The organism is Bradyrhizobium sp. CCBAU 53415, from assembly GCF_028128735.1.
In the GTDB taxonomy this organism is placed as follows: Bacteria; Pseudomonadota; Alphaproteobacteria; order Rhizobiales; family Xanthobacteraceae; genus Bradyrhizobium.
Window position 1 is genome coordinate 21,728 of sequence record NZ_LBJF01000002.1, and the last position, 20,719, is coordinate 42,446.

The window sequence follows — 20,719 nt, forward strand, 5'->3', positions numbered from 1 at the left end:
ATCGTGAGTGGGCGTTCGCATGCTTCGCAAATTATTGTATTGCTGTGTCATTCTTGCCCTCGCTGGTCCCGCAGCCGCTACTGACCGCGTCAAACGCGGCGTGAGCCCGGCCATCGCCGCCGCGACCGAGGCCATACGGCAAGATCCCAGGGACGCGAATGCGTACTACAACCGAGGAAACGCCTACAGCATCAGCGGCGACAATGACCGCGCCATGGCCGACTACACTGCGGCCATACGGCTCGATCCGGCGCATGCGAACGCCTACTACAACCGAGGCAATGCCTACAGCAACAAAGGCGACGCGGACCATGCGATAGCGGATTACACGGCGACGATCCGGCTCGATCCCGGGTATGCGAACGCGTACTACAACCGAGGCAACGCCTACAGCAACAAGGGCGACACCGATCGCGCCATTGCCGACTATGCCGAAGCGATCCGCCTGCAGCCCGCAAATGCGAACGCATATTTCAATCGCGGAAACGCCTATGGCAACAAGGGCGACACGGAGCGTGCCATCGCTGACTACACTGATGCGATACGCGTAGATCCCACCTATGCGAACGCTTATGTCAATCGCGGGTTGGCTTACGAGAAGCGCCGCGATTTCACCAAAGCAAGGGCCGACTTTAGTGCCACGCTCGGATTGACTCATGGTGCCACGAGATGGGCACAGGACAAGGCGCGCGAGCGGCTTGCTGTCCTGCCTTCGCTGCGGCCGGCAACGGTCCTGGTCGAGAAAGCCGGCGCCGCACCGGCTGTACTGGCGCCCGAGGTATCGAGCAGCGAACGTCGCATCGCTCTGGTCATCGGCAATTCCGCTTACGAGAATGTCGCCGCGCTGCCGAACCCGGTCCGCGACGCGAGCCTCGTCGCCGACGTGCTGAGACTCACCGGGTTCGAAGCCGTTACTCTGCTGACCGATCTCCGCAAGGACGCGTTGGTGAATGCCTTGCGCGAGTTCGCTGCACGTGCGGAGACGGCGGATTGGGCCGTCGTGTACTATGCCGGACACGGCATGGAGGTCGGCGGAGTCAATTATCTCATTCCGACCGACGCGAAGATCGCGGCGGATCGCGAGATCGGATTTGAAGCCGTGCCGGTTGATCAGGTTCTCAATGCAGCGGAGCGCGCCAGGAAGCTGCGCCTCGTTATCCTCGATGCCTGCCGCGACAACCCGTTCGCAAGCCAGATGAAGCGCACGCTGACCGTCGCGTCGCGCTCGGTGTCGCGAGGTCTGGCGCCTGTCGAGCCGGAGGCGGGCACGCTGGTGGTCTACGCCGCCAAGGACGGCGAGACCGCGCTCGATGGCGACGGGATCAACAGTCCGTTCGCCGCCGCCTTCGTCAAGAACCTTCCGACGCCGGGCCTCGAGGTCCGCAGGCTGTTCGACTTCGTTCGCGACGATGTCATGGAAGCGACCGGGCGCAGGCAAAAGCCGTTCAGCTACGGCTCGATCTCCGGACGGCAGGACTTCTATTTCGTGGCCCGCAAGTGACTTCCTGCGGGCTGCAATTCAACGCGGCGCGAGGTCGGCTCGATTGAGCGATTCCAGCGTCGACGCATTCGCGCAATAGCCGTGGTAGTTCTCCGCGGCGGTGCCGTCGGCGAGATCACGGTCGCACTGTCCCTTGTGACCGCAGAGCGAGCAGACTCGCTCCATGTCGCGGAGCAGCAGCGGCTGCGCGCGGCCGAGACCTTCGGCGTTGATGCCGAGCTGCTCCAGCATCTTTGGCAGCTCGTCGGCGGCGTGCCGGCCGTGACGGACCAGTTCCTCCAGATCGTCAGGCGCGATCCTGAGATCATTCGCGATCCGGTCGAAATCGGCGCGATCGAGCTGCCGCATCTCGTTCATCTCGCGGCGATGTTTCAGCCAGCTCGCAAAGGACTCGATGAGGTCCTGAACGATGGGATAAGGCTTGCTTGCGGTGCTCATGGAAAGCTCCATTCGGACGGCGGAATTGGAGCGAACTAAGCACAATGGTGCAGGAGCGCGTTGCGCTGGATCAAATTGGAAGTGCTGTAAAGCCGGTTTCGTGTCCCGGACGCGCTGCACCGTGAAACGCTGCTGCGCAGAGCCGGGACCCAGATTGCGGCGAGATGGGTCCCGGCTCTGCGGAGCGGCACTCCGCGCCGCACCGCGTCCGGGACACGTGACGAGAGTTACCTGAACCGCTCCGACGCCCAGGCATACAGGCTGCCCGGAATCGGCTCTTCGCCGCCGCGGCCCTTGGGCGAGATGTGCAGGCCGATGATCTCGGGGCTGGTGACGAGGCCGAGATAGCTCGAGGGATCGAAGAACAGTTTTGGCTCGGCATGCACCGCGTAGAACGACTGCTTCGGCAATGCGTTCTGCAGCTCACCGGTGCGGCGCGCCAGCGCGGTCAGCGCAGCGGGCCCGTAGATCGCGACGCGGATGTCCGACAGGCGGTTCGAGCCGCCGCGCAGGCGGCGCATCATGAAGGTGATGCGATGGCGCACGGACAGCCAGTCCGGCGTCAGCTCCTCCTGCTCCATCAGCCCCTCGAACGCGCGCACGATGCCGTGCTCCGCCGGCAGGTAGATCACGGAATTTCCGAGCTGGCGCGGTCGCTCCCAGGCGAAGTACGGCTTTGCCGGATCAATCTCGACGGGTTTCAAGAGCAGCACGTCGGCGTCGAGCCAGAGGCCGAGATTCTTCGCCATCAGCCTCATGCGGAAGAAGTCGCTGAATTGCAGCGTGGTCCAGTCGCGCCAGCTGCCGTCCGGCTGCGGCGGCCGCAGGCGTTCGGAGAAGGCGTGCGGCAGGATCGCCTCGGCGTCCGCGTTGTCGACGCCCGCGGGCAGGCCGGGAATGGTGTCGAAGCTGTAGACCGTGACCTTGTGGCCGGCCGCGAGCTGCGAGCGCAGGCAGGTCCGGCGCAACGCGTCCATCGGGCCATGCCAGAAGGTGACGATCTCGGGGAGCATGGGAAAAGCTATACGGGATAACCGCAGCAAAGAAAAAGCCCCGGCGCGGATGGCGCGCCGGGGCTGGAACGAAAACTAGAGCATGATCAGGAAAAGTGTACAGCGGTTTTCCGGAAAGATCATGCTCAAGGAATATGAAATCAGGCCCAGGCGCGTTCCCGCTTGAGCTTGTCCTCGTAGCTGTCGATCGAGGACTTCTTCTCCATGGTGAGGCCGATGTCGTCGAGGCCGTTGATCAGGCAGTGCTTGCGGAACGGATCGATCTCGAATTTGACCTTGCCGCCATCGGGGCCGCGGATCTCCTGGTTCGGCAGGTCGATCGTCAACGTCGCGTTGGCGCCGCGCTCGGCGTCGTCGAACAGCTTGTCGAGGTCTTCCTGCGACACGCGGATCGGCAGAATGCCGTTCTTGAAGCAGTTGTTGTAGAAGATGTCGCCGAACGAGGTCGAGATCACGCAGCGGATGCCGAAGTCGAGCAGCGCCCAGGGTGCGTGCTCGCGGCTCGAGCCGCAGCCGAAATTGTCGCCGGCCACCAGCACCTTCGCGTTGCGATAGGCGGGCTGGTTGAGCACGAAATCCGGATTCTCGCTGCCGTCGTCCTTGTAGCGCTGCTCGGAGAAGAGCCCCTTGCCAAGGCCGGTGCGCTTGATGGTCTTGAGGTACTGCTTCGGAATGATCATGTCGGTGTCGACATTGATGATCTTCAGCGGCGCCGCGACGCCTTCCAGCGTGGTGAACTTGTCCATGGTTGCGCTTTCCCGGATGGGTCTAGGGAAGGCGTCTTTATCGTGTCCGGGGCCCGAATCCTAGGCCGAATTCGGCAGATCTGCCTTACCTCTCCCGCTTGCGGGAGAGGGAGTGCACCTCCCGCGTCGCGACGCTTCCTACTCCGCTCGGGCTTCAATGGCTGCCATATCGTCGTCCGACAGACCGAAATGGTGGCCGATCTCGTGGATCAGGACGTGGCGGACGATATGGCCGAGGCTCTCGTCGTGCTCGGCCCAGTAATCCAGGATCGGCCGGCGGTAGAGCCAGACCATGTTGGGCAGCCGCGCCACGTCACCAAAGCTCTGTTGCGGCAGGCCGATGCCCTGGAACAGCCCGAGCAGGTCGAATTCGCTCTCGCATTCCATCTCGTCCAGCACTTCCTCGGTCGGGAAGTCGTCGACGCGAACAATCACGCCCTCGCAGAGCCCGCGAAATTCCGCTGGCAGGCGCTCGAACACCTCGTGAGCCATCGCTTCCATCTCGGCCAGCGAGGGGGCTTTCAATTCCGTCCACATGCGTCCCTCATACCGCGGGTTCCGCGGGGATGCATCTGGCTTTATAACCGCGGCGAGGTTGACGGGCGCCGCCAAAACGGGGAGCGTGGGCCCTCGGATGGGACGTTTCAGGTGGGCGGAAAAATGCGAGCGAAAACAGCGCTGACTCTACTGTGCATGGGGTTGTTTTCGCAGTTTTGCGTTGGCGCCGAAGCCCAGACGGCGGCCCCCGGGGTGAGGCTCGCCCAGGCGGCCGCGCCGGACGACATACCCCCGCCGCGCAAGCGCCGGCCTGCCCGCCTGCGTGTCACGCCCTACTACAGCCCTGACGGCGTCTATCCGCGCTACAATCCCGGTCCTAATGCGGTCCGCGAATGCAACGCGACCTATGTGCAGGAATACCGGCCGAGCGGCACCGTGATCGTGCCGCGTGTGAGTTGCTATTGGCGCCCCGGCTGACGCCGGTTCAACACGAGCGCGCAGCGCGGAAGCCTCACGGGGTCATCATGGCGAGATGGGTTGCATGGGCCGTTGCCGTCGCGCTCGCTGCGGGCCTGCTCCGCGCATCAGCGGCGCACCGGGCATCGGTGCCAGAGGCATCGGCGGGAATCGCGATTTTCGATGCGCGACGGCCCGCGCGCACGCATGAGATCGTGCGGCCTGCGGCACGCCGCGATCCACGCTATTACGCCCGGCCTGTCTATTACCGTCCCTATCCCTATGGCGTGCCCGCACCCTTCGTGTTCGGCTACGGGCCGTTCTGGTGAACCGCTAGCCCGCGGGCGCAAACCCCTTGACCAGCAGCACGGTCGCCTGCGCGCCCGCTTTGCGATCGCGCGAGATGTCTTCGTACTCGGGCGAGTTCGAGAAGGCGAGGAATGCGGCCTCGTCGGGAAACGACATCATGACAAGCTTGTCATGTGGCCATGCCCCTTCGAGCACGCGCGGATGCTCGTCGGCGGCGAGCAGCCGCCCGTTGTACTTCTTGAACACGTCGAAGAACCGCGCCTGATAGCGGTCATAGGCCGTGCGGTCCGTCATCCTCAATCGCGCAATGGCGTAGACAGTCATCTCCAAGATTCCTTCCGTCGCGGCACTGCGTCGCATCGCGGAGCCCAGTGTCGTTCATTCATGGCGCGTTCACATCGGTGTCCGCAATTTAATCTTGGGAGCGACCGTAATTGAACAGCAATGGCGCGGCCGAGACGTCGCGTCGCAGCTCTGCTGTCCAAATTCAGGGAGGATTCCATGCTGAGGATGTTCGGTCTCGGGACAAGCCCGATGCGCTTGCTCGGGATCGCGGCCGCCGCGACGCTGATGCTGTCGGCCGGCACCGCGCGTCGCGCTGAAGCGCTGAGCTTGATCAATCCGGCGACGTCACCCGCGACGAAGGCTGCGACCGACGATCTCGTCACCCAGGTTCGTCACGGCGGCGGGCACGGCGGGCATGGTGGCGGCTTTCACGGCGGAGGCTTCCGCGGTGGCGGTTTCCATGGCGGAGGACATATCGGCGGTTTCCGCGGCGGTGGATTTCATCGCGGTCATATCGGCGGCTTCCGCGCCGCGCCGGCCTTTCGTCACAGCCATGTCGGCGGCTATCGCTATGGCGGCGTCCGCTACGGCGGATATGGCGGCTATCACCGTCACTGGGGTTATCATCGCCCTCATTACGGCTATCGCCACTTCCACCGGCGCTATTATGTCGGCGGCTATTATCCTTACTACCACTATCCGCGCCGCTGCCGAATCATCTGGACCTATTATGGCCCGCGCCGCGTCTGCCGCTGGCCGCGCTGGCACTATCCGTACCGGTATTGGTGATGTGAGCTAGAGCTGTCATTCCGGGATGGCGCGCAAGCGCCAGACCTCAGTTGCGCAATTGCGCACCGGGGAATCTCGATATTCCGGATTCGCCCTTCGGGCGCTCCGGAATGACCGCGGATGACGGCGGCGCTGTAACTCAGAGCCAGTCCTTCAGCTTCCAAGATGCAGACTTCCACCGCATCAAATTCTCGACCTTCCACTGCCTGAACATCGCGGGCGGCCAGCGGCTGAGCTTGGACGTCTCCTCCACCTCCGGCTTGGCGACGATGCGCAGCGGCGTCGCGCGCCGCCGGTGCTGGCGCGTGGCCTCGCTGATCAGGTCGACATATTCCGGCTTGTTGGCCATGTGCAGCGTCCTCGCGAAACCGTCGCGAGGACGAGAATGTGGGCGACGCCGATTAACGGCGCTTTGCCGCGATCGTTACAATTGCAGGAATCGGCTTACCGCCAGTCCCTGACGTCGACGAAGTGACCCGCGATCGCCGCCGCGGCCGCCATCGCCGGCGACACCAGATGCGTGCGGCCCTTGAAGCCCTGGCGGCCCTCGAAATTGCGGTTCGAGGTCGAGGCGCAGCGCTCTTCCGGCTTCAGCTTGTCCGGGTTCATGGCGAGGCACATCGAGCAGCCCGGCTCGCGCCATTCGAATCCGGCCTTGATGAAGATCTTGTCGAGACCTTCGGCCTCGGCCTGCTCCTTCACGATGCCGGAGCCCGGCACGACCATGGCGTTGACGTTCGCTGAAACGGTCTTGCCTTCGGCAATCTTCGCCGCCGCGCGCAAGTCTTCGATGCGGCCGTTGGTGCAGGAGCCGATGAAGACGCGGTCGAGCTTGATGTCGGTGATCTTCGTCCCCGCGGTCAGGCCCATGTATTTCAGCGCCCGGTGCTTGGAGATGCGCTTGGCCTCGTCCGCGATCTTGTCGGGATCGGGCACGATGCCGGTCACGGAGATGACGTCCTCGGGGCTGGTGCCCCAGGTCACGATCGGCGGCAGTTTTGCAGCATCGAGGCGCAGCTCGTGATCGAAATACGCGCCTTCGTCGGAGCGCAGCTTTTCCCAATAGCGCATCGCCGCGTCCCAGGCGGCGCCTTTCGGCGCCTTCGGCCGGTCGCGCAGGAAGTCGTAGGCCTTCTGGTCGGGCGCGACGAGACCTGCTCGCGCGCCGCCTTCGATCGACATGTTGCAGACTGTCATGCGGCCTTCCATCGAGAGCGCGCGGATCGCTTCGCCGGCATATTCCAGCACGTAGCCGGTGCCGCCCGCGGTGCCGATCTCGCCGATGATGGCCAGGATGATGTCCTTGCCGGTCACGCCGTCAGGCAATTTGCCGTCGACGGTGACGCGCATGTTCTTGGCCTTCTTCTGGATCAGCGTCTGCGTCGCCAGCACGTGCTCGACCTCGGAGGTGCCGATGCCATGCGCGAGCGCGCCGAACGCGCCATGCGTCGAGGTGTGGCTGTCACCGCAGACGATGGTGGTGCCGGGCAACGTAAAGCCCTGCTCGGGGCCGATGACGTGGACGATGCCCTGCCGCTTGTCGAACTCGTTGTAATATTCGATGCCGAATTCCTTGGCGTTCTCGGCCAGCGCCTTGATCTGCTCGATGCTTTCCGGATCGGGATTCGGCTTGGTGCGGTCGGTGGTCGGCACGTTGTGATCGACGACGGCGAGCGTCTTCTCGGGCGCGTGGACCTTGCGCCCCGTCGCGCGCAGGCCTTCGAACGCCTGCGGCGAGGTCACCTCGTGCACCAGATGGCGATCGATGTAGAGCAGGCAGGTGCCGTCCTCGGCTTCGTGCACCAGATGGTCGTTCCAGATCTTGTCGTACAATGTGGTCGGCTTGGACATGAGCGTCAGCTCCGAAAGAACGTTGTGTCAGCGGATATGCGCAGCTCGCGCGCGGGCAACAAATCGTCAGCGCAGCCTTTCAGGCTGCGCGAATAAGCTCTGACGTTGCCGAGGTCGCGAAGCGTCCGAAGAACCGGCCAGGCAGCCGCGAACGATCGTCGATGACGATGCGCTTGACGGGGGCGAGGCTGGTCGGATCTGGAAACATTCCAGGAATATATAGCAGGCCGAGTTGGAATCGCGAGTGGTTTGACGCGCACGGCTGACGCAACAAAAAAGCGCGGAGCCGAGCCCCGCGCTTTTTGCAACTTGCCTGGTGGCGGAGCTTACTCGCCGACGGCGGCCTGGCGGTCCTGCTTCTCGACGATGCGGGCCGACTTGCCGCGGAGGTTGCGCAGGTAATAGAGCTTGGCGCGACGCACCTTGCCGCGGCGCACCACCTTGATCGAGTCGATCATCGGCGACATCACGGGGAACACGCGCTCCACGCCCTCGCCGTAGGAGATCTTGCGGACGGTGAAGCTCTCGTTGAGGCCACCGCCGGAACGGCCGATGCAGACGCCTTCATAGGCCTGCACGCGGGTGCGGTCGCCTTCGACGACCTTCACGTTGACGATCACGGTGTCGCCGGGACCGAATTCCGGAATGTCCTTGCCGGCGGACAGCTTGTCGAATTGCTCTTGCTCGAGCTGCTTGATCAGGTTCATGGGTAAATCTCCATCGGCGCGCCCAGCCCTGGAAACGGGGGGCTGCGCAAAATTCGTCTATCCAGCCATTGCGGATTTGGCCGCTCCTATAAGGCAAGCCGGAGCGTTTGTCACCCGTCTGTCTTGTTTTTTGGTGTTTTTTGGCGCCCGGCCCGATTCGGGACATGGGTCGGCACTTGGGCCCACAAATCGGGCCGCCGGGCCGCCGTCAGGGCCTCGGATTGCGCCCGCCGCCAGCTGGCGACCTTGGCATGATCGCCGGAGGTCAGGATCTCAGGGATCGGGGCGCCTTCGAACAGCTGCGGGCGGGTGTATTGGGGGTATTCGAGCAGGCCGTCCGAAAAGCTTTCGTCGGTTCCCGAGGCCTCCTTGCCCATCACCCCCGGCAGGAGCCGGACACAGGCGTCGATCAAGGCCAGTGCCGCGATTTCACCCCCGGACAGGACGTAATCGCCGATCGAGACCTCCTCCAGGCTTCGTCCGTCGATCACCCGCTGGTCCACCCCCTCGAACCGTCCGCACACGATCAGGGGGCCGGGGCCCTTGGCGAGCTCTATGACCCGAGCCTGGGTCAATGGCCGCCCCCGCGGGCTCATGAGCAGGTGGGGCCGCTCGGGACCGATCTCCGCGGCATCGATCGCCGCGGCCAGAACGTCCGCGCGCAGCACCATGCCCGGGCCGCCGCCGGCCGGGGTATCGTCCACGCTGCGGTGGCGGTCGGTGGCGGAGGCGCGGATGTCCCGCGTCTCGAGCTGCCAGAGTCCGGAGGCCAGCGCACGTCCGGCTAGGCTCACGCCGAGCGGCCCCGGAAACATCTCCGGAAACAGCGTCAGCACGGTCACGTGCCAGGGTGAGGAGTTTGTCATTGCGGTCAGCTTAGCCAAAACCACGGCCTGTAGTTATGGGTCTCCGCGTTCGCGGGGACGACCTGGAGAGGCATCTTCGTCCTCGCCCTCGATCTCCTGCGGCAACGCGATGACGACCCGGCCGCCTTTGAGGTCGACCTCCGGCACCACCGCGTTGGAGAACGGCAGCAGCACCGTCGGGCCCTTGGGCGGGGCGATCTCGATGATGTCGCCGGCGCCGAAATTCTGGATCGCGACGACGCGGCCAAGCGCGTTGCCGTCGGTGGTGACGGCGGCGAGCCCGATCAGGTCGGTGTGGTAATATTCGTCTTCTTCGGTCGCGGGCAGCTTTCCCCGCGGAACGTAGAGCTCGATGCCATTGAGGCGCTCGGCCTCATCGCGGGTCGTGACGCCCTTGAAGGTCGCGACCAGATGATCCCTGGCTTCGCGCGCCGTGGCGACCTCGAACTGGCGCTTGCCGTCCTTGGACGACAGCGGGCCGTAGCGCCTGATGGCGAAGGGATCTTCGGTGAAGGTCCACAGCTTGACCGCACCGCGCACACCATGCGCGGCGCCGATCCGCGCGACGCAGACCAGCGCCGACATGATCTGGCCTTAGGCCTTGGCGGCGGCTTCGGCCTGCGCCTTGCGCTCCTTGCGCGGCACGGCCTTCTGCGGGTTGTTGCGCGCTTCGCGCTTCTTGACGCCGGCGGCGTCGAGGAAGCGCGCCACGCGGTCCGACGGCTGTGCGCCCTTGGCGACCCAGGCCTTCACCTTCTCCATGTCGAGCTTGAGGCGCGCCTCGTTGTCCTTCGGCAGCAGCGGGTTGAAATAGCCGAGACGCTCGATGAAGCGGCCATCGCGCGGAAAGCGCGAGTCGGCGACGACGACGTGGTAGACGGGACGCTTCTTGGTGCCTGCGCGGGCGAGGCGGATAACGACGGACATTCAGTTCTCCTTAGAAAGTGCGATTTGCAAAGTACGTTTAGTTCGGTTGATTGGCATTTCGCGTTGCGCGAGACCGGCTGCGATCCCGTGCGACGAATTCCTCATTTCTTCTTGCCCGGGAAACCGCCCAGGCCCGGCAGCATCGGCTTGCCACTGAGGCCTGTGAGCCCCGGCACATTCGGCAGACCCTGGCGCAGGCCTGCGGGCAGATCCTTCGGCAGGTTGGGCAGGCCCTGTCCGCCGCCCGCGCCCTGCATCTTCTCCTGCAGCGCCTTCATCTCTTCGGGCGAGGGCATCTTCATGCCGCCGCCGAAGCCCATGGCCTGGGCGATGCCGGCGAGCGGGCCGCGCTTGCCCGAGCCCATGGCCTTCATCATGTCGGCCATGTTCCGGTGCATCTTGAGCAGCTTGTTCACGTGCTCGACGCTCTGCCCGGAACCGGCGGCGATGCGCTTCTTGCGGCTGGCTTTCAGCAGATCCGGATGTCGGCGCTCGTCGCGCGTCATGGAATCGATGATCGCGACCTGGCGCTTCAGGATCTTGTCGTCGATGCCGGCCGCCGCGATCTGGTTCTTCATCTTGGAGATGCCGGGCATCATGCCCATCAGGCCGCTGATGCCGCCCATGTTGGACATCTGCAGCAGCTGCTCGCGCATGTCGTTGAGGTCGAACTGACCCTTGCGCATGCGCTCGGCAGTGCGCGCGGCCTTTTCGGCATCGATGTTGGCGGCGGCGCGCTCGACCAGCGACACCACGTCGCCCATGCCGAGGATGCGGCCGGCGATACGGTCAGGGTGGAAATCCTCCAGCGCGTCGGTCTTTTCGCCGGTGCCGATCAGCTTGATCGGCTTGCCCGTGACCGCGCGCATCGACAGCGCGGCGCCGCCGCGGCCGTCGCCGTCAACTCGTGTGAGCACGATGCCGGTGAGGCCGACGCGCTGGTCGAACGAGCGCGCGAGGTTCACGGCGTCCTGGCCGGTGAGGCTGTCGGCGACCAGCAGCACTTCATGCGGGTTCGCCGCCGCTTTGATCGCCGCCGCCTCCGCCATCATCTCCTCGTCGAGCGTGGTGCGGCCGGCGGTGTCGAGCAGCACGATGTCGTAGCCGCCGAGCTTGCCGGCTTCCAGCGCGCGCTTCGCAATCTGCGGTGGCTGCTGGCCGGCGACGATCGGAAGCGTCGGAATGTCGAGGTCGCGGCCGAGCACGGCCAGCTGCTCCATCGCCGCCGGGCGATAGACGTCGAGCGAGGCCATCAGCACCTTGCGCTTGTCGCGCTGGACCAGGCGGCGGGCGAGCTTTGCGGTGGTGGTGGTCTTGCCGGAGCCTTGCAGGCCGACCATCATGATCGGCACCGGCGGCACGGAATTTACGTCGATGGTCTGGCTCTCGGCGCCGAGCGTGTTGATCAGCTCGTCATGGACGATCTTGACCACCATCTGGCCGGGCGTGACCGACTTGACGACGGTGGCGCCGATCGCCTGCTCGCGGACGCGCTCGGTGAAGCTGCGGACCACCTCGAGCGCAACGTCGGCTTCCAGCAGCGCGCGACGCACCTCGCGCATCGCGGCGTCGACGTCCTTTTCGGTCAGCGCACCGCGCCCCGTCAGACGATCGAGAATGCCGCCAAGCCGTTCCGACAGATTGTCGAACAATGCCGTTGTCCTTGTCTTGCTCGCCGGAGAGGCGATCTTCCAAACACCTTTGCGCCCGAGGGCGCAAAGCGCTGTCGGGCGTTGACCTCTGGCCTCCGGGGCCAGTCGGCGGGTCGAAAAGAAAGCCTTTCCGAGAAAGTTGCGGGGTTAAACGCCGCTCCCACCAAAAAGTCAAGGAAAGTTAGGGTGGCGGGGTGCCTCTGGTAAGGCAAGATACTGAAAATGTGACATTTTTGGCGACGGGTTCCTTTTCTGCCGGCCGAGCCCATATAGCCGGTGATGTCTTACCGCCCCGACTACCCCTAGACGCCCGCCGTGCCGGTCAGCCGCCGCCGTTTCGGACTGCTCGCCGGAGCCGTGATCTGGTCGGCGTCCCCTCCTCTGGATGTCCTGCATGAAGACCCATGACGGCCCTGCCTCCGACCATTTCAACGGCCTGCACTTCTTCGACCCCGACGGCGCGCCGCCGAAATCGCTTCGTGAGGTGCTGCGCTGGCAGTTCGATGGCAAGCGGCAGCGCGCGAAATGGCCGGAGTGGGCGCCGAGTCCCCATGCCGACACCCCGCCGGAGCGCGTCGATGGCGGCAAGGTCCGGCTGTCCTTCGTCGGCCACGCAAGCTGGCTGATCCAGGCCGGCGGCCTCAACATGCTCGTCGATCCCGTCTGGTCGATGCGGGTCTCCCCGGTCGCCTGGGCGGGGCCGAAGCGGCACAACGATCCCGGCATCGCCTTCGAGAAGCTGCCGCAGATCGACGTCGTGCTGGTCTCGCACGGACACTACGATCATCTGGATATCGCGACGCTGTCGCGGCTCACCAAGAATTTTGCCCCGCGCGTGGTCACCCCGCTCGGCAACGACGTCGCGATGCGCGGCGCCGACCCGACGATCAAGGTCGAGGCCTTCGACTGGCACGATCGCGTCGAGCTCGGCGGCGGCATCGCCGTGCATCTGGTGCCGACGAGGCACTGGACCGCGCGCGGCCTGTTCGACCGCAACAAGGCGCTGTGGGCGAGTTTTGTATTGGAGACGCCGGCCGGCAAGATCTACGTCGTCTGCGATTCCGGCTATGGCGACGGCAGACACTTCCGGCGCGTCGCCGAGAAGCATGGGCCGTTGCGCCTGGCGATCCTCCCGATCGGAGCCTACGAGCCGCGCTGGTTCATGCGCGATCAGCACATGAATCCGGAAGATGCAGTGAAGGCGCTGGCAGATTGCGGCGCCGAGGCCGCGCTCGGGCATCATCACGGCACGTTCCAGCTGACGGACGAGGCGATCGACGCGCCAGCCAAGGCGCTGGTGGAAGCGCTCGACGCCGCGAAGATCCCGCAGGAGCGGTTCGTGGCGATGCAGCCTGGGCAGGTGGTGGAGATTTAGCTCTCTCCATACCGCTCGTGCCCCGGACGCAGCGCAGCGTCTCTTCGACGGTGCGCTGCAGAGCCGGGGCCCATGCCGCTGTATTGTACCGTGCAGCATGCTGGGTCCCGGCTCTGCGCAGCAGCGTTTCACGCTGCAGCGCGTCCGGAACACGAGACCTACTGCTCTTTCGGCTTGATCGACCAGCTCACATTCACCGTCACCGACAGCGTTTCCTCGCCGGGCGCGACCGCGGCGGGCGCGGCCATTGGCGCTGCCATTCGCGCCTTGAACAGCGGCACCGGCGCGCCGCCCTCCGATATGCTGAGCGGCGCGCCCAGCGTCACGCCGGTGGCTTTGGCATAGACCTCCGCCTTGCGCCGCGCATCCGCAACTGCCTGCTCGCGTGCGTCGTCGAGCAGCTTTGACGCCTGCGTCACCTCGAACGAGATGTTGCCGATATCGTTGGCGCCCGCGTTGACCAGCGCGTCGATCACGCCGGCAACCTTGGTCACGTCGCGGATCTTCACGGTGACGCGGTTGGAGGCGCGGAAGCCGACTACGGGCGAGGCGCCGCTGGATTTGTTCTGGCCGTATTGCGGCTGCAGCGACAGCCGCGAGGTCTGGTAATCCTTCTCGGCGATGCCCGCGCCCTTCAGCGCCAGCAGTACCTTGCCCATCGCGGCGTTGTTGGCGTCAGAAGCCTCCTTCGCCGTCTTGGCGTCGTTGGCGACGCCGGCATCGATGTGCGCGAGATCGGGTGCCGCGGAAATCGTGGCCTCGCCGCTCACCGTAACGGCGGACGGAAAATCGTCGGCGCGTGCTGGCGCCGTCAGCAGTGCGGTGGCGAAAACGGCGGCGAGTATGGCAGGCTTTTTCATCGGTCTCACTTCAGCGGCACGAAAACGTTGATCACGAGCTTGTCCTCGGCCGTCTTCAGGGGATCGGTGAGGTACTCCTCGATGAAGGTGTCCTTGGCTTCCAGCTTCTTGTCGTCGAGGTGATTGGTGATTGCCTCATAGGTGTTGTCCATGTTGTCGTAGGAGCCGTGATGGACGAACTTCAGCGCCTTGCCCTCCGGCGATTTGCCGATGCTCATGTCCTTGGACAGGTTCTTGGGATCCTGGTCGACCGGGATCTCGGCAAGGAAAGTGAAGCCGGTGTCGTCAGTCGAGGTGTAGACGATCATCGGATTGCCGGCTTGCTTGATGCCCTGCTTGTCCAGCAGCGTGTTCAGCGCCTTGAAAGCGTCGATCAGCGTGTCGAAGGCCGAGTCCCAATTGGCAGTGCCCTTGACCATCACGACCTTCCTGGCCTCGAGCGTGGTCTCGAGACCAAAGGGATCGGCGGTCTGCACCGGGGCGGGGGTGGCGGCCGTGGCCGGCGGGGGCCCCGCCGGGCTGGGTGAGGCACTGGCTGCGGGCGAGGGCGTCGCAGCAGGCGCAGGCGAAGCACTCGCGGCGGGCGCCGGCAAGGCCGACGGCGCAGGCGAGGGGCTTGCGGACGCGGCCGGCGCCGGGCTCGATGTCTGTGCCGTAGCCCCGGACAGGCCAATCGAGATGGCCGCCGCCGGGATCAGCGCGGCCAGAGCGAGACGACGAAAACCAGTCATTCTATTCTCCCCAAGGCCTTGATTCACCAAGGCCCGAATTCATCGAGGCCCTACCCACCAAGGCCCTACCCACCAAGGCCTCAACCCGGTCGCGCATCCCGGTTCGCGCGAACCGCGCCGTTCTAACACGCGAGCACCGAATTCGTCCCATGACAGATGCGTCATGGCGGACGTCCTGGCGCCCAGCGGCAAATCACTGGCCAAGCCGGCAAGGATGGCCATATAAGGCAGGCGAAATTCGGGAATTTTCATGAGCGCGCTGGCCAACCACGCATTTGCCAAGATGAACGGCATCGGCAACGAGATCGTCGTTGTCGACATGCGCGATTCCGCAGGCCGGGTCACGCCGGAAGACGCCCGCGCCGTGGCGTCCGCTCATGGCGGCGTGGCTTACGACCAGCTCATGGTGCTGCAGAAGCCGCGGCTCGACGGCACCGAAGCCTTCATCCGCATCTACAACAATGACGGCTCGGAGGCCGGCGCCTGCGGCAACGGCATGCGCTGCGTGGTGCGCCGCATCTTCGAGAAGACCGGGCAGACCGCCGCGACCTTCGAGACGTCCGCCGGTCTGCTCAATGCCTGGCAGGGCCCGGCGGCCGATCTCTACACCGTGGATATGGGCGTGCCAAAATTCGGCTGGCAGGACATTCCGCTGGCGGAAGAGTTTCGCGACACCCGCTACATCGAATTGCAGATCGGGCCGATCGACGATCCGATCCTGCATTCGCCCTCCGTGGTGAGCATGGGCAATCCGCATGCGGTGTTCTGGGTCGAGGACGTCAACGCCTACGATCTCGGCCGCTTCGGTCCGCTGCTGGAAAACCATCCCATCTTCCCCGAGCGCGCCAACATCACGCTCGCCCATATCGTCGATCCCCAGCACATCACGATCCGCACCTGGGAACGCGGTGCGGGCCTGACCAGGGCCTGCGGGTCGGCGGCTTGCGCCACGGCCGTCGCCGCGGCGCGGCTGAAGCGCGCAGAGCGCATGGTCGAGATCACGCTGCCCGGCGGCAAGCTCGGCATCGAATGGCGCGAGCGTGACGACCACGTGCTGATGACGGGGACGGCGACCTTCGAATATGAGGGCACCTTCGATCCGGCGCTGTTCGCGTCGGTCACGTGATGGGCGTCGAGGTCGTCACCTTCGGCTGCCGCCTCAATGCGTTCGAGGCCGAGGTGATTCGCGGCAAAGCAGAGGGCGCCGGCCTTTCCGACACCATCGTCATCAACAGCTGCGCCGTCACCAACGAGGCGGTGGCGCAGGCGCGGCAGTCGATCCGCAAATTGAAGCGCGAGCGTCCCGGTGCGCGCATCGTCGTCACCGGCTGCGCTGCGCAAACGCAAACCGCGATGTTCGCCGACATGGCCGAGGTCGATCGTGTCGTCGGCAATGACGACAAGATGCGCGGCGAAGCGTGGCGCGAGACGCACGCGGCATTCGCCATTGGCGCCAGCGAGAAGATCGCCGTCAACGACATCATGGCTATCAGGGAGATGGCGCCGCATCTGGTCGACGGCTATGCGAGCGGCCTGCCACGGGTGTTCGTGCAGGTGCAGAACGGCTGCGACCATCGCTGCACCTTCTGCATCATCCCGTTCGGCCGCGGCAATTCGCGCTCGCTGCCGATGGGCGCGGTGGTGGAGCAGGTGCGGGCGCTGGCCGAGCGCGGTCATGCCGAGATCGTGTTGACCGGCGTCGACCTCACCAGCTACGGCGCTGATCTGCCGGGCGCGCCCAAGCTCGGTATGCTGACGAAGCAGATCTTGCGGCATGTGCCGGAGCTGAAGCGCCTGCGTATCTCCTCGATCGATTCGATCGAGGCGGATTCCGACCTGCTCGATGCCATCGCCGATGATGCGCGGCTGATGCCGCATCTGCATCTGTCGCTGCAATCCGGCGACGACATGATCCTGAAGCGCATGAAGCGGCGGCATTCGCGCAATGACGCCATCGCGTTCTGCGACCGGGTGCGCCGCCTGCGCCCGGACATCGCCTTTGGCGCCGACATCATCGCAGGCTTTCCGACCGAGACGGAGGAGATGTTCTCGCGTTCATTGGATCTCGTCGACGAATGCGGCCTCACCTTCCTGCACGTCTTCCCCTACTCCCCGCGTCCCGGCACGCCGGCCGCGCGGATGCCGCAGGTTGCTGGCGGTGCGATCAAGGAGCGCGCAAAGCGGCTGCGGGCCGCTGGCGAAGCGGCGTTGCGGCAGCGGCTGCAGGCCGAAATCGGCGCAACGCGCGATGTGCTGATCGAGAGCGACGGGCAGGGCCGCACGGAGCACTATCTGCCGGTGGCGATTGCGGGCGAGCAGGTTGGAAGCATCGTGCCACGAGTGATTGCCGGCGTTGATGGCGAGCGGCTCACCGCATAGTCGGCGTCGTCGCCCGGCTTGCCGTCTTCGCTAAAGCTTCGCCCCGAGCTCAGCTGTGGGCCCGGCGTAGCTTGCGGAGACGGGACCGGGCGACCCAGTACGCCGCGGCTTCTCGGTTCAATCTCCGCGTCTCTGGAATACTGGATTGCCCGCTTTCGCGGGCAATGACAGCTGAATGTGTGATGAGCAGCAAGCGCGCCTACGACGCCCGCACCTGCCAGAATCGCAGTGTGCGCCGCGCGTTCTCCGGCGTCATTCTCGCAAAATGGCCCTGCGCTCGTGCGAGATCCGCCGGCTTCATCGCACCCGTCGCGAAGCGGCTTTCGAGCACGGCCACGGTCGTATCCCAACTGAGCTGCGCGGCCTTGCATGGCACCAGGAGACCGTCGTCGCGCAAGCTCTGCATCAGCGGACGGATCACCTCGGCCGTCGATTCGGCCAGCGCGGCAAGGGCAGCCACGGTCTCCTCATAGCGCCGCTGTCTGGCGAAGCCGAACAACGTCGCCTCATCAAGCTGGCCGGCGGCCTTGAGACTCGCAATCGCGCGCTTGGCGCCTTCGAAATCGCGCACGGCGGACATCTCGCGTTCGACGCCGATCGTGACGGCGGCGATCGCGCTCTGGATCTCCTCGAACAGATGCGGCGGCGCGCGCGACAACAGCCGGGTGCGCACGGCATCCGTCGCCGAACGCAGCAATTGGCGGCGCAGATCCGACGGCAGATCGACGCGAACGCCGACGCTGATCGCGAGCTCGGGATCGCTTTCCGCCTGGCTGACGATGACCGTAAATCCATTGCCGGAGACGCGCGCGCCAGGATTGGCGGCAATGCGCCGGCTGACGCTGGGATAGCGGCGCGCCAGCAGCGCGTCGGTCACGATCTCCTTCAGCCACCAGCGGCCCGCGACTGCGAGCAGATGCGGCTCGCCCTTGCTGGAGGCGATCTTTACCAGCTCGCCGTCGTCGAGCCGCGCGGATTCCTGCAGCACGGGGCCGGCGATGCGGATCTCGTCGTTGTTGGCGAGGCGGCGGATCACCGAGGGCGGCGCTTGCGCGATCGGCGCGAGCTGCGCGCTGATCTCGGCGAGCGCCACGCGTGCGCCCATGTCGGCGATGGCGCGCAGCTCGATGGTGCCGATCAGGCGATCGAGCACGTCGTCGAACAGCGCGATCTGCTCGTCGTCGAAACGACCGGCGGAAGACAGGAACAGGTCGGTGACGCGCCGCGCCGTTTCCAGGCCCCTTTCCGGCGAGCCGATCCGAAGTGCGGATTCGACCTCGTCGATGATCGATAGCCCGGCCCTGGTCATCACGCGCTGCTCGTCCTGAGCGGTTACGGAAGCTTTTCTAAGCAACCGTTATCATTAGAGGCGAGCCCTGAACGTTTCGTAAACCATCGGGCTCCGACCCTCATCTTGAGGGGCCCGCGAAGCGGGCGTCTCGAACGATGGAAGCCGAGATGCAGCAGCGGGGCCTTTCATGGCTCGAGACGGCGCTGACGCGCCTCCTCACCATGAGGGTCGGCGCCTACTCCCCGTTCCAGCCGCAAGCCCTGAGCTTCTCGTGCATGTGAGGCGGCGCGGGCGCCACCACGCGGATCGGCTCCTTGTTGCGGGAGATCGGCACCACGATCTCGCGGGAGTGCAGGTGCAGCCGCGGCTCGCCGAAACGGGGGCCGTTGCCGTAAATGTTATCGCCGAAGATCGGCCATCCGCTCTCGGCCGAATGCACCCGCAATTGATGGGTCCGCCCGGTCACCGGTTCCATGGCAAGCCAGGTGAAACCCTCGCCCCGGCCCATCACCTTCCAGTTCGTGATCGCCTTCTGGCCCTCGGGGTCGGGTTTCTGCCACCAGCCACGCTCGGCATTGAGCCGGCCGAGCGGCATGTCGATGGTGCCTTCGTCCGCGCTGGGGCCGCCCTCGACCACGGTCCAGTACGTCTTGCCGATCTTGCCGTGCTTGAACAGCAGGCCGAGCGAGGCGGTTGCCTTGCGGTGGCGGCCGAGCACGAGGCAACCGGAGGTGTCCTTGTCGAGCCGGTGAGCCAGCACCGGCGGCCGCGGCAGGCCGAAACGCAATGCGTCGAAGGAAGCCTCCAGATTGGCGCCGCCCTTGGGGCCGCGATGCACCGGCAGGCCGGCCGGCTTGTCGATGACCAGCATCAGCCCGTCGCGATGGAGCACGCGGGCCATGATCTCGTCGGCGGTCAATTCGGGAACATCGAGCAATTGCAAGACTTTCGTTTATGGACCGGAACGGCTAACACGCCACCATGAACGATACCACTTCCGAGACCCCCAAGCTGAGCTGGTGGCGCCGGCTGTCCAACGGGCTGAAGCGTACTTCGTCCTCGCTCGGGACCGCGGTCGCCGATCTCGTCACCAAGCGCAAGCTCGACCGCGCCATGCTCGACGAGATCGAGGACGTGCTCTTGCGCGCCGATCTTGGCACGCAGGTTGCGGTGCGCATTGCCGATGCCGTCGGCACGGGGCGCTACGACAAGGCGATCTCGGCGGACGAGGTCAAGGACGTCGTCGCCACCGAGGTCGAGAAGGTGCTGGCGCCGGTGGCGAGGCCGCTCGAGATCGACACGGCCAGGAAGCCGTTCGTGATCCTCGTCGTCGGCGTCAACGGCTCCGGCAAGACCACCACGATCGGAAAGCTCTCGCAGAAATTCGCGTCCGAAGGCCGTAAGGTGATGCTCGCCGCCGGCGACACGTTTCGCGCCGCCGCCATCGAGCAGCTCAAGGTCTGGGGCGAGCGCACCAGGACGCCGGTCATCGCGGGCGCTCAGGGCTCGGATTCGGCGAGCCTTGCCTTCAACGCGCTGACGGCCGCGAAGGAGCAGGGCGTCGACGTGCTCCTGATCGACACCGCCGGGCGTCTGCAAAATAAGGCCGAGCTGATGAACGAGCTCGAAAAGGTGGTGCGCGTCATCCGCAAGGTGGACGACACTGCGCCGCATGCCGTGCTGCTGGTGCTGGATGCGACGGTCGGCCAGAATGCGCTGTCGCAGGTCGAAGCCTTCCATCGCACCGCCGGGGTCACCGGCCTCGTGATGACCAAGCTCGACGGCACCGCCCGAGGCGGCATACTGGTGGCGCTCGCCGAGAAATTCAAACTGCCGGTGCATTTCATCGGCGTCGGCGAAGGCGTCGACGATCTCGCGCCGTTCACCGCGCGCGATTTCGCCCGCGCGATCGCCGGAATCGAATAGCGTCATCCTTCGAGACGCCGCTTGCGCGGCTCCTCAGGATGAGGTCGTGCCACACATGAGGTCCTCATCCAGAGGAGGCCGCGGAGCGGTCGTCTCGAAGGATGGGAGAGACGGAAGAG

The 20,719-nt window shown here is 65.3% G+C and carries 24 protein-coding genes; 8 read left to right on the forward strand and 16 right to left on the reverse strand.

Annotated features, from left to right (window positions below; genetic code table 11):
- Positions 1-100: 100 nt before the first annotated feature.
- Positions 101-1,501: a tetratricopeptide repeat protein gene (locus XH87_RS06475; RefSeq protein ID WP_271586606.1), complete on the forward strand. Its 1,401-nt coding sequence runs from the start codon at positions 101-103 to the stop codon at positions 1,499-1,501.
- Between the two features lie 18 nt (positions 1,502-1,519).
- Here the strand turns inward: XH87_RS06475 and XH87_RS06480 are convergent, their stop codons facing one another.
- From XH87_RS06480 to XH87_RS06495, 4 genes are all read right to left on the reverse strand, one after another.
- Positions 1,520-1,939, reverse strand: a complete 420-nt coding sequence (locus XH87_RS06480) for a DUF6455 family protein (RefSeq protein ID WP_271586607.1) — start codon at positions 1,937-1,939, stop codon at positions 1,520-1,522.
- A 227-nt stretch (positions 1,940-2,166) separates the two neighbouring features.
- Positions 2,167-2,952 carry a hypothetical protein gene (locus XH87_RS06485; RefSeq protein ID WP_271586608.1) on the reverse strand — a complete coding sequence of 262 codons (786 nt, stop codon included), beginning with the start codon at positions 2,950-2,952 and terminating at the stop codon, positions 2,167-2,169.
- A 140-nt stretch (positions 2,953-3,092) separates the two neighbouring features.
- Positions 3,093-3,698, reverse strand: a complete 606-nt coding sequence (gene leuD, locus XH87_RS06490) for a 3-isopropylmalate dehydratase small subunit (protein ID WP_271586609.1) — start codon at positions 3,696-3,698, stop codon at positions 3,093-3,095.
- A gap of 138 nt (positions 3,699-3,836) precedes the next feature.
- Positions 3,837-4,235 carry a metallopeptidase family protein gene (locus XH87_RS06495; RefSeq protein ID WP_158672003.1) on the reverse strand — a complete coding sequence of 133 codons (399 nt, stop codon included), beginning with the start codon at positions 4,233-4,235 and terminating at the stop codon, positions 3,837-3,839.
- Positions 4,236-4,391: 156 nt separating this feature from the next.
- On the opposite strand from XH87_RS06495, the gene XH87_RS06500 reads away from it, so the two are divergent.
- Together XH87_RS06500 and XH87_RS06505 are read left to right on the forward strand one after the other, a co-directional pair.
- Entirely contained in the window at positions 4,392-4,673 is a 282-nt protein-coding gene (locus XH87_RS06500) for a hypothetical protein (protein WP_199763363.1), read from the forward strand.
- A gap of 47 nt (positions 4,674-4,720) precedes the next feature.
- Positions 4,721-4,981, forward strand: a complete 261-nt coding sequence (locus XH87_RS06505; protein WP_271586610.1) for a hypothetical protein — start codon at positions 4,721-4,723, stop codon at positions 4,979-4,981.
- A 4-nt stretch (positions 4,982-4,985) separates the two neighbouring features.
- Here the strand turns inward: XH87_RS06505 and XH87_RS06510 are convergent, their stop codons facing one another.
- Positions 4,986-5,285, reverse strand: coding sequence for a DUF1330 domain-containing protein (locus XH87_RS06510; protein ID WP_271586611.1), 300 nt, complete (start codon positions 5,283-5,285; stop codon positions 4,986-4,988).
- Between the two features lie 177 nt (positions 5,286-5,462).
- Between XH87_RS06510 and XH87_RS06515 the strand changes: the two genes are divergently transcribed.
- A complete protein-coding gene (locus XH87_RS06515; RefSeq protein WP_271586612.1) occupies positions 5,463-6,035 on the forward strand; it encodes a hypothetical protein in 573 nt (190 codons plus the stop codon).
- Between the two features lie 139 nt (positions 6,036-6,174).
- Here the strand turns inward: XH87_RS06515 and XH87_RS06520 are convergent, their stop codons facing one another.
- From XH87_RS06520 to ffh, 7 genes are all read right to left on the reverse strand, one after another.
- The gene (locus XH87_RS06520; protein ID WP_158672020.1) at positions 6,175-6,384 is read right to left on the reverse strand and encodes a hypothetical protein; all 210 of its coding nucleotides are present in this window, start codon (positions 6,382-6,384) and stop codon (positions 6,175-6,177) included.
- A gap of 95 nt (positions 6,385-6,479) precedes the next feature.
- On the reverse strand, positions 6,480-7,886 hold the full coding sequence (gene leuC, locus XH87_RS06525; RefSeq protein WP_271521699.1) for a 3-isopropylmalate dehydratase large subunit: 1,407 nt from the start codon (positions 7,884-7,886) through the stop codon (positions 6,480-6,482).
- A gap of 326 nt (positions 7,887-8,212) precedes the next feature.
- Positions 8,213-8,593 (reverse strand): 50S ribosomal protein L19, encoded by a 381-nt coding sequence (gene rplS, locus XH87_RS06530; protein ID WP_011083318.1) that lies wholly within the window; start codon positions 8,591-8,593, stop codon positions 8,213-8,215.
- A 110-nt stretch (positions 8,594-8,703) separates the two neighbouring features.
- Entirely contained in the window at positions 8,704-9,459 is a 756-nt protein-coding gene (trmD, locus tag XH87_RS06535; protein ID WP_271586885.1) for a tRNA (guanosine(37)-N1)-methyltransferase TrmD, read from the reverse strand.
- A 33-nt stretch (positions 9,460-9,492) separates the two neighbouring features.
- Positions 9,493-10,044: a ribosome maturation factor RimM gene (rimM, locus tag XH87_RS06540; protein ID WP_271586613.1), complete on the reverse strand. Its 552-nt coding sequence runs from the start codon at positions 10,042-10,044 to the stop codon at positions 9,493-9,495.
- 9 nt (positions 10,045-10,053) lie between these two features.
- On the reverse strand, positions 10,054-10,386 hold the full coding sequence (gene rpsP / locus XH87_RS06545) for a 30S ribosomal protein S16 (protein ID WP_035702960.1): 333 nt from the start codon (positions 10,384-10,386) through the stop codon (positions 10,054-10,056).
- Positions 10,387-10,487: 101 nt separating this feature from the next.
- Positions 10,488-12,038 (reverse strand): signal recognition particle protein, encoded by a 1,551-nt coding sequence (gene ffh, locus XH87_RS06550; protein WP_271586614.1) that lies wholly within the window; start codon positions 12,036-12,038, stop codon positions 10,488-10,490.
- A 394-nt stretch (positions 12,039-12,432) separates the two neighbouring features.
- Here ffh and XH87_RS06555 point away from each other — a divergent pair, with 394 nt between their 5' ends.
- Positions 12,433-13,413 (forward strand): MBL fold metallo-hydrolase, encoded by a 981-nt coding sequence (locus XH87_RS06555; RefSeq protein WP_271586615.1) that lies wholly within the window; start codon positions 12,433-12,435, stop codon positions 13,411-13,413.
- A 158-nt stretch (positions 13,414-13,571) separates the two neighbouring features.
- Here the strand turns inward: XH87_RS06555 and XH87_RS06560 are convergent, their stop codons facing one another.
- Together XH87_RS06560 and XH87_RS06565 are read right to left on the reverse strand one after the other, a co-directional pair.
- Entirely contained in the window at positions 13,572-14,273 is a 702-nt protein-coding gene (locus XH87_RS06560) for an SIMPL domain-containing protein (RefSeq protein ID WP_271586616.1), read from the reverse strand.
- A gap of 5 nt (positions 14,274-14,278) precedes the next feature.
- Positions 14,279-15,004, reverse strand: coding sequence for a GyrI-like domain-containing protein (locus XH87_RS06565; protein ID WP_271586617.1), 726 nt, complete (start codon positions 15,002-15,004; stop codon positions 14,279-14,281).
- Positions 15,005-15,254: 250 nt separating this feature from the next.
- Here XH87_RS06565 and dapF point away from each other — a divergent pair, with 250 nt between their 5' ends.
- Together dapF and mtaB are read left to right on the forward strand one after the other, a co-directional pair.
- Positions 15,255-16,130 (forward strand): diaminopimelate epimerase, encoded by an 876-nt coding sequence (gene dapF / locus XH87_RS06570; protein WP_271586618.1) that lies wholly within the window; start codon positions 15,255-15,257, stop codon positions 16,128-16,130.
- Positions 16,130-17,383, forward strand: a complete 1,254-nt coding sequence (gene mtaB / locus XH87_RS06575; protein WP_271586619.1) for a tRNA (N(6)-L-threonylcarbamoyladenosine(37)-C(2))-methylthiotransferase MtaB — start codon at positions 16,130-16,132, stop codon at positions 17,381-17,383. Before dapF ends, mtaB begins: the two co-directional genes overlap by 1 nt.
- Positions 17,384-17,582: 199 nt before the next feature.
- On the opposite strand, the gene XH87_RS06580 is transcribed toward mtaB, so the two are convergent.
- Both XH87_RS06580 and XH87_RS06585 read right to left on the reverse strand, forming a co-directional pair.
- Positions 17,583-18,692, reverse strand: a complete 1,110-nt coding sequence (locus tag XH87_RS06580) for a DUF2336 domain-containing protein (protein WP_271586620.1) — start codon at positions 18,690-18,692, stop codon at positions 17,583-17,585.
- A 217-nt stretch (positions 18,693-18,909) separates the two neighbouring features.
- Positions 18,910-19,611 (reverse strand): RluA family pseudouridine synthase, encoded by a 702-nt coding sequence (locus XH87_RS06585; RefSeq protein WP_035702965.1) that lies wholly within the window; start codon positions 19,609-19,611, stop codon positions 18,910-18,912.
- Between the two features lie 44 nt (positions 19,612-19,655).
- Between XH87_RS06585 and ftsY the strand changes: the two genes are divergently transcribed.
- A complete protein-coding gene (ftsY, locus tag XH87_RS06590; protein WP_271586621.1) occupies positions 19,656-20,600 on the forward strand; it encodes a signal recognition particle-docking protein FtsY in 945 nt (314 codons plus the stop codon).
- Positions 20,601-20,719 lie beyond the last annotated feature (119 nt).

Excerpts from the sequence above, each read along its gene's own strand:
- XH87_RS06480 (WP_271586607.1), bottom strand. The coding sequence starts at position 1,939 with ATGAGCACCGCAAGCAAGCCTTATCCCATCGTTCAGGACCTCATCGAG.
- XH87_RS06485 (WP_271586608.1), bottom strand. The coding sequence starts at position 2,952 with ATGCTCCCCGAGATCGTCACCTTCTGGCATGGCCCGATGGACGCGTTG.
- leuD (WP_271586609.1), bottom strand. The coding sequence starts at position 3,698 with ATGGACAAGTTCACCACGCTGGAAGGCGTCGCGGCGCCGCTGAAGATC.
- XH87_RS06495 (WP_158672003.1), bottom strand. The coding sequence starts at position 4,235 with ATGTGGACGGAATTGAAAGCCCCCTCGCTGGCCGAGATGGAAGCGATG.
- XH87_RS06500 (WP_199763363.1), top strand. The coding sequence starts at position 4,392 with ATGGGGTTGTTTTCGCAGTTTTGCGTTGGCGCCGAAGCCCAGACGGCG.
- XH87_RS06505 (WP_271586610.1), top strand. The coding sequence starts at position 4,721 with ATGGCGAGATGGGTTGCATGGGCCGTTGCCGTCGCGCTCGCTGCGGGC.
- XH87_RS06510 (WP_271586611.1), bottom strand. The coding sequence starts at position 5,285 with ATGACTGTCTACGCCATTGCGCGATTGAGGATGACGGACCGCACGGCC.
- XH87_RS06515 (WP_271586612.1), top strand. The coding sequence starts at position 5,463 with ATGCTGAGGATGTTCGGTCTCGGGACAAGCCCGATGCGCTTGCTCGGG.
- XH87_RS06520 (WP_158672020.1), bottom strand. The coding sequence starts at position 6,384 with ATGGCCAACAAGCCGGAATATGTCGACCTGATCAGCGAGGCCACGCGC.
- leuC (WP_271521699.1), bottom strand. The coding sequence starts at position 7,886 with ATGTCCAAGCCGACCACATTGTACGACAAGATCTGGAACGACCATCTG.
- rplS (WP_011083318.1), bottom strand. The coding sequence starts at position 8,593 with ATGAACCTGATCAAGCAGCTCGAGCAAGAGCAATTCGACAAGCTGTCC.
- trmD (WP_271586885.1), bottom strand. The coding sequence starts at position 9,459 with ATGACAAACTCCTCACCCTGGCACGTGACCGTGCTGACGCTGTTTCCG.
- rimM (WP_271586613.1), bottom strand. The coding sequence starts at position 10,044 with ATGTCGGCGCTGGTCTGCGTCGCGCGGATCGGCGCCGCGCATGGTGTG.
- rpsP (WP_035702960.1), bottom strand. The coding sequence starts at position 10,386 with ATGTCCGTCGTTATCCGCCTCGCCCGCGCAGGCACCAAGAAGCGTCCC.
- XH87_RS06555 (WP_271586615.1), top strand. The coding sequence starts at position 12,433 with ATGAAGACCCATGACGGCCCTGCCTCCGACCATTTCAACGGCCTGCAC.
- XH87_RS06560 (WP_271586616.1), bottom strand. The coding sequence starts at position 14,273 with ATGAAAAAGCCTGCCATACTCGCCGCCGTTTTCGCCACCGCACTGCTG.
- XH87_RS06565 (WP_271586617.1), bottom strand. The coding sequence starts at position 15,004 with ATGACTGGTTTTCGTCGTCTCGCTCTGGCCGCGCTGATCCCGGCGGCG.
- dapF (WP_271586618.1), top strand. The coding sequence starts at position 15,255 with ATGAGCGCGCTGGCCAACCACGCATTTGCCAAGATGAACGGCATCGGC.
- mtaB (WP_271586619.1), top strand. The coding sequence starts at position 16,130 with ATGGGCGTCGAGGTCGTCACCTTCGGCTGCCGCCTCAATGCGTTCGAG.
- XH87_RS06580 (WP_271586620.1), bottom strand. The coding sequence starts at position 18,692 with ATGACCAGGGCCGGGCTATCGATCATCGACGAGGTCGAATCCGCACTT.
- ftsY (WP_271586621.1), top strand. The coding sequence starts at position 19,656 with ATGAACGATACCACTTCCGAGACCCCCAAGCTGAGCTGGTGGCGCCGG.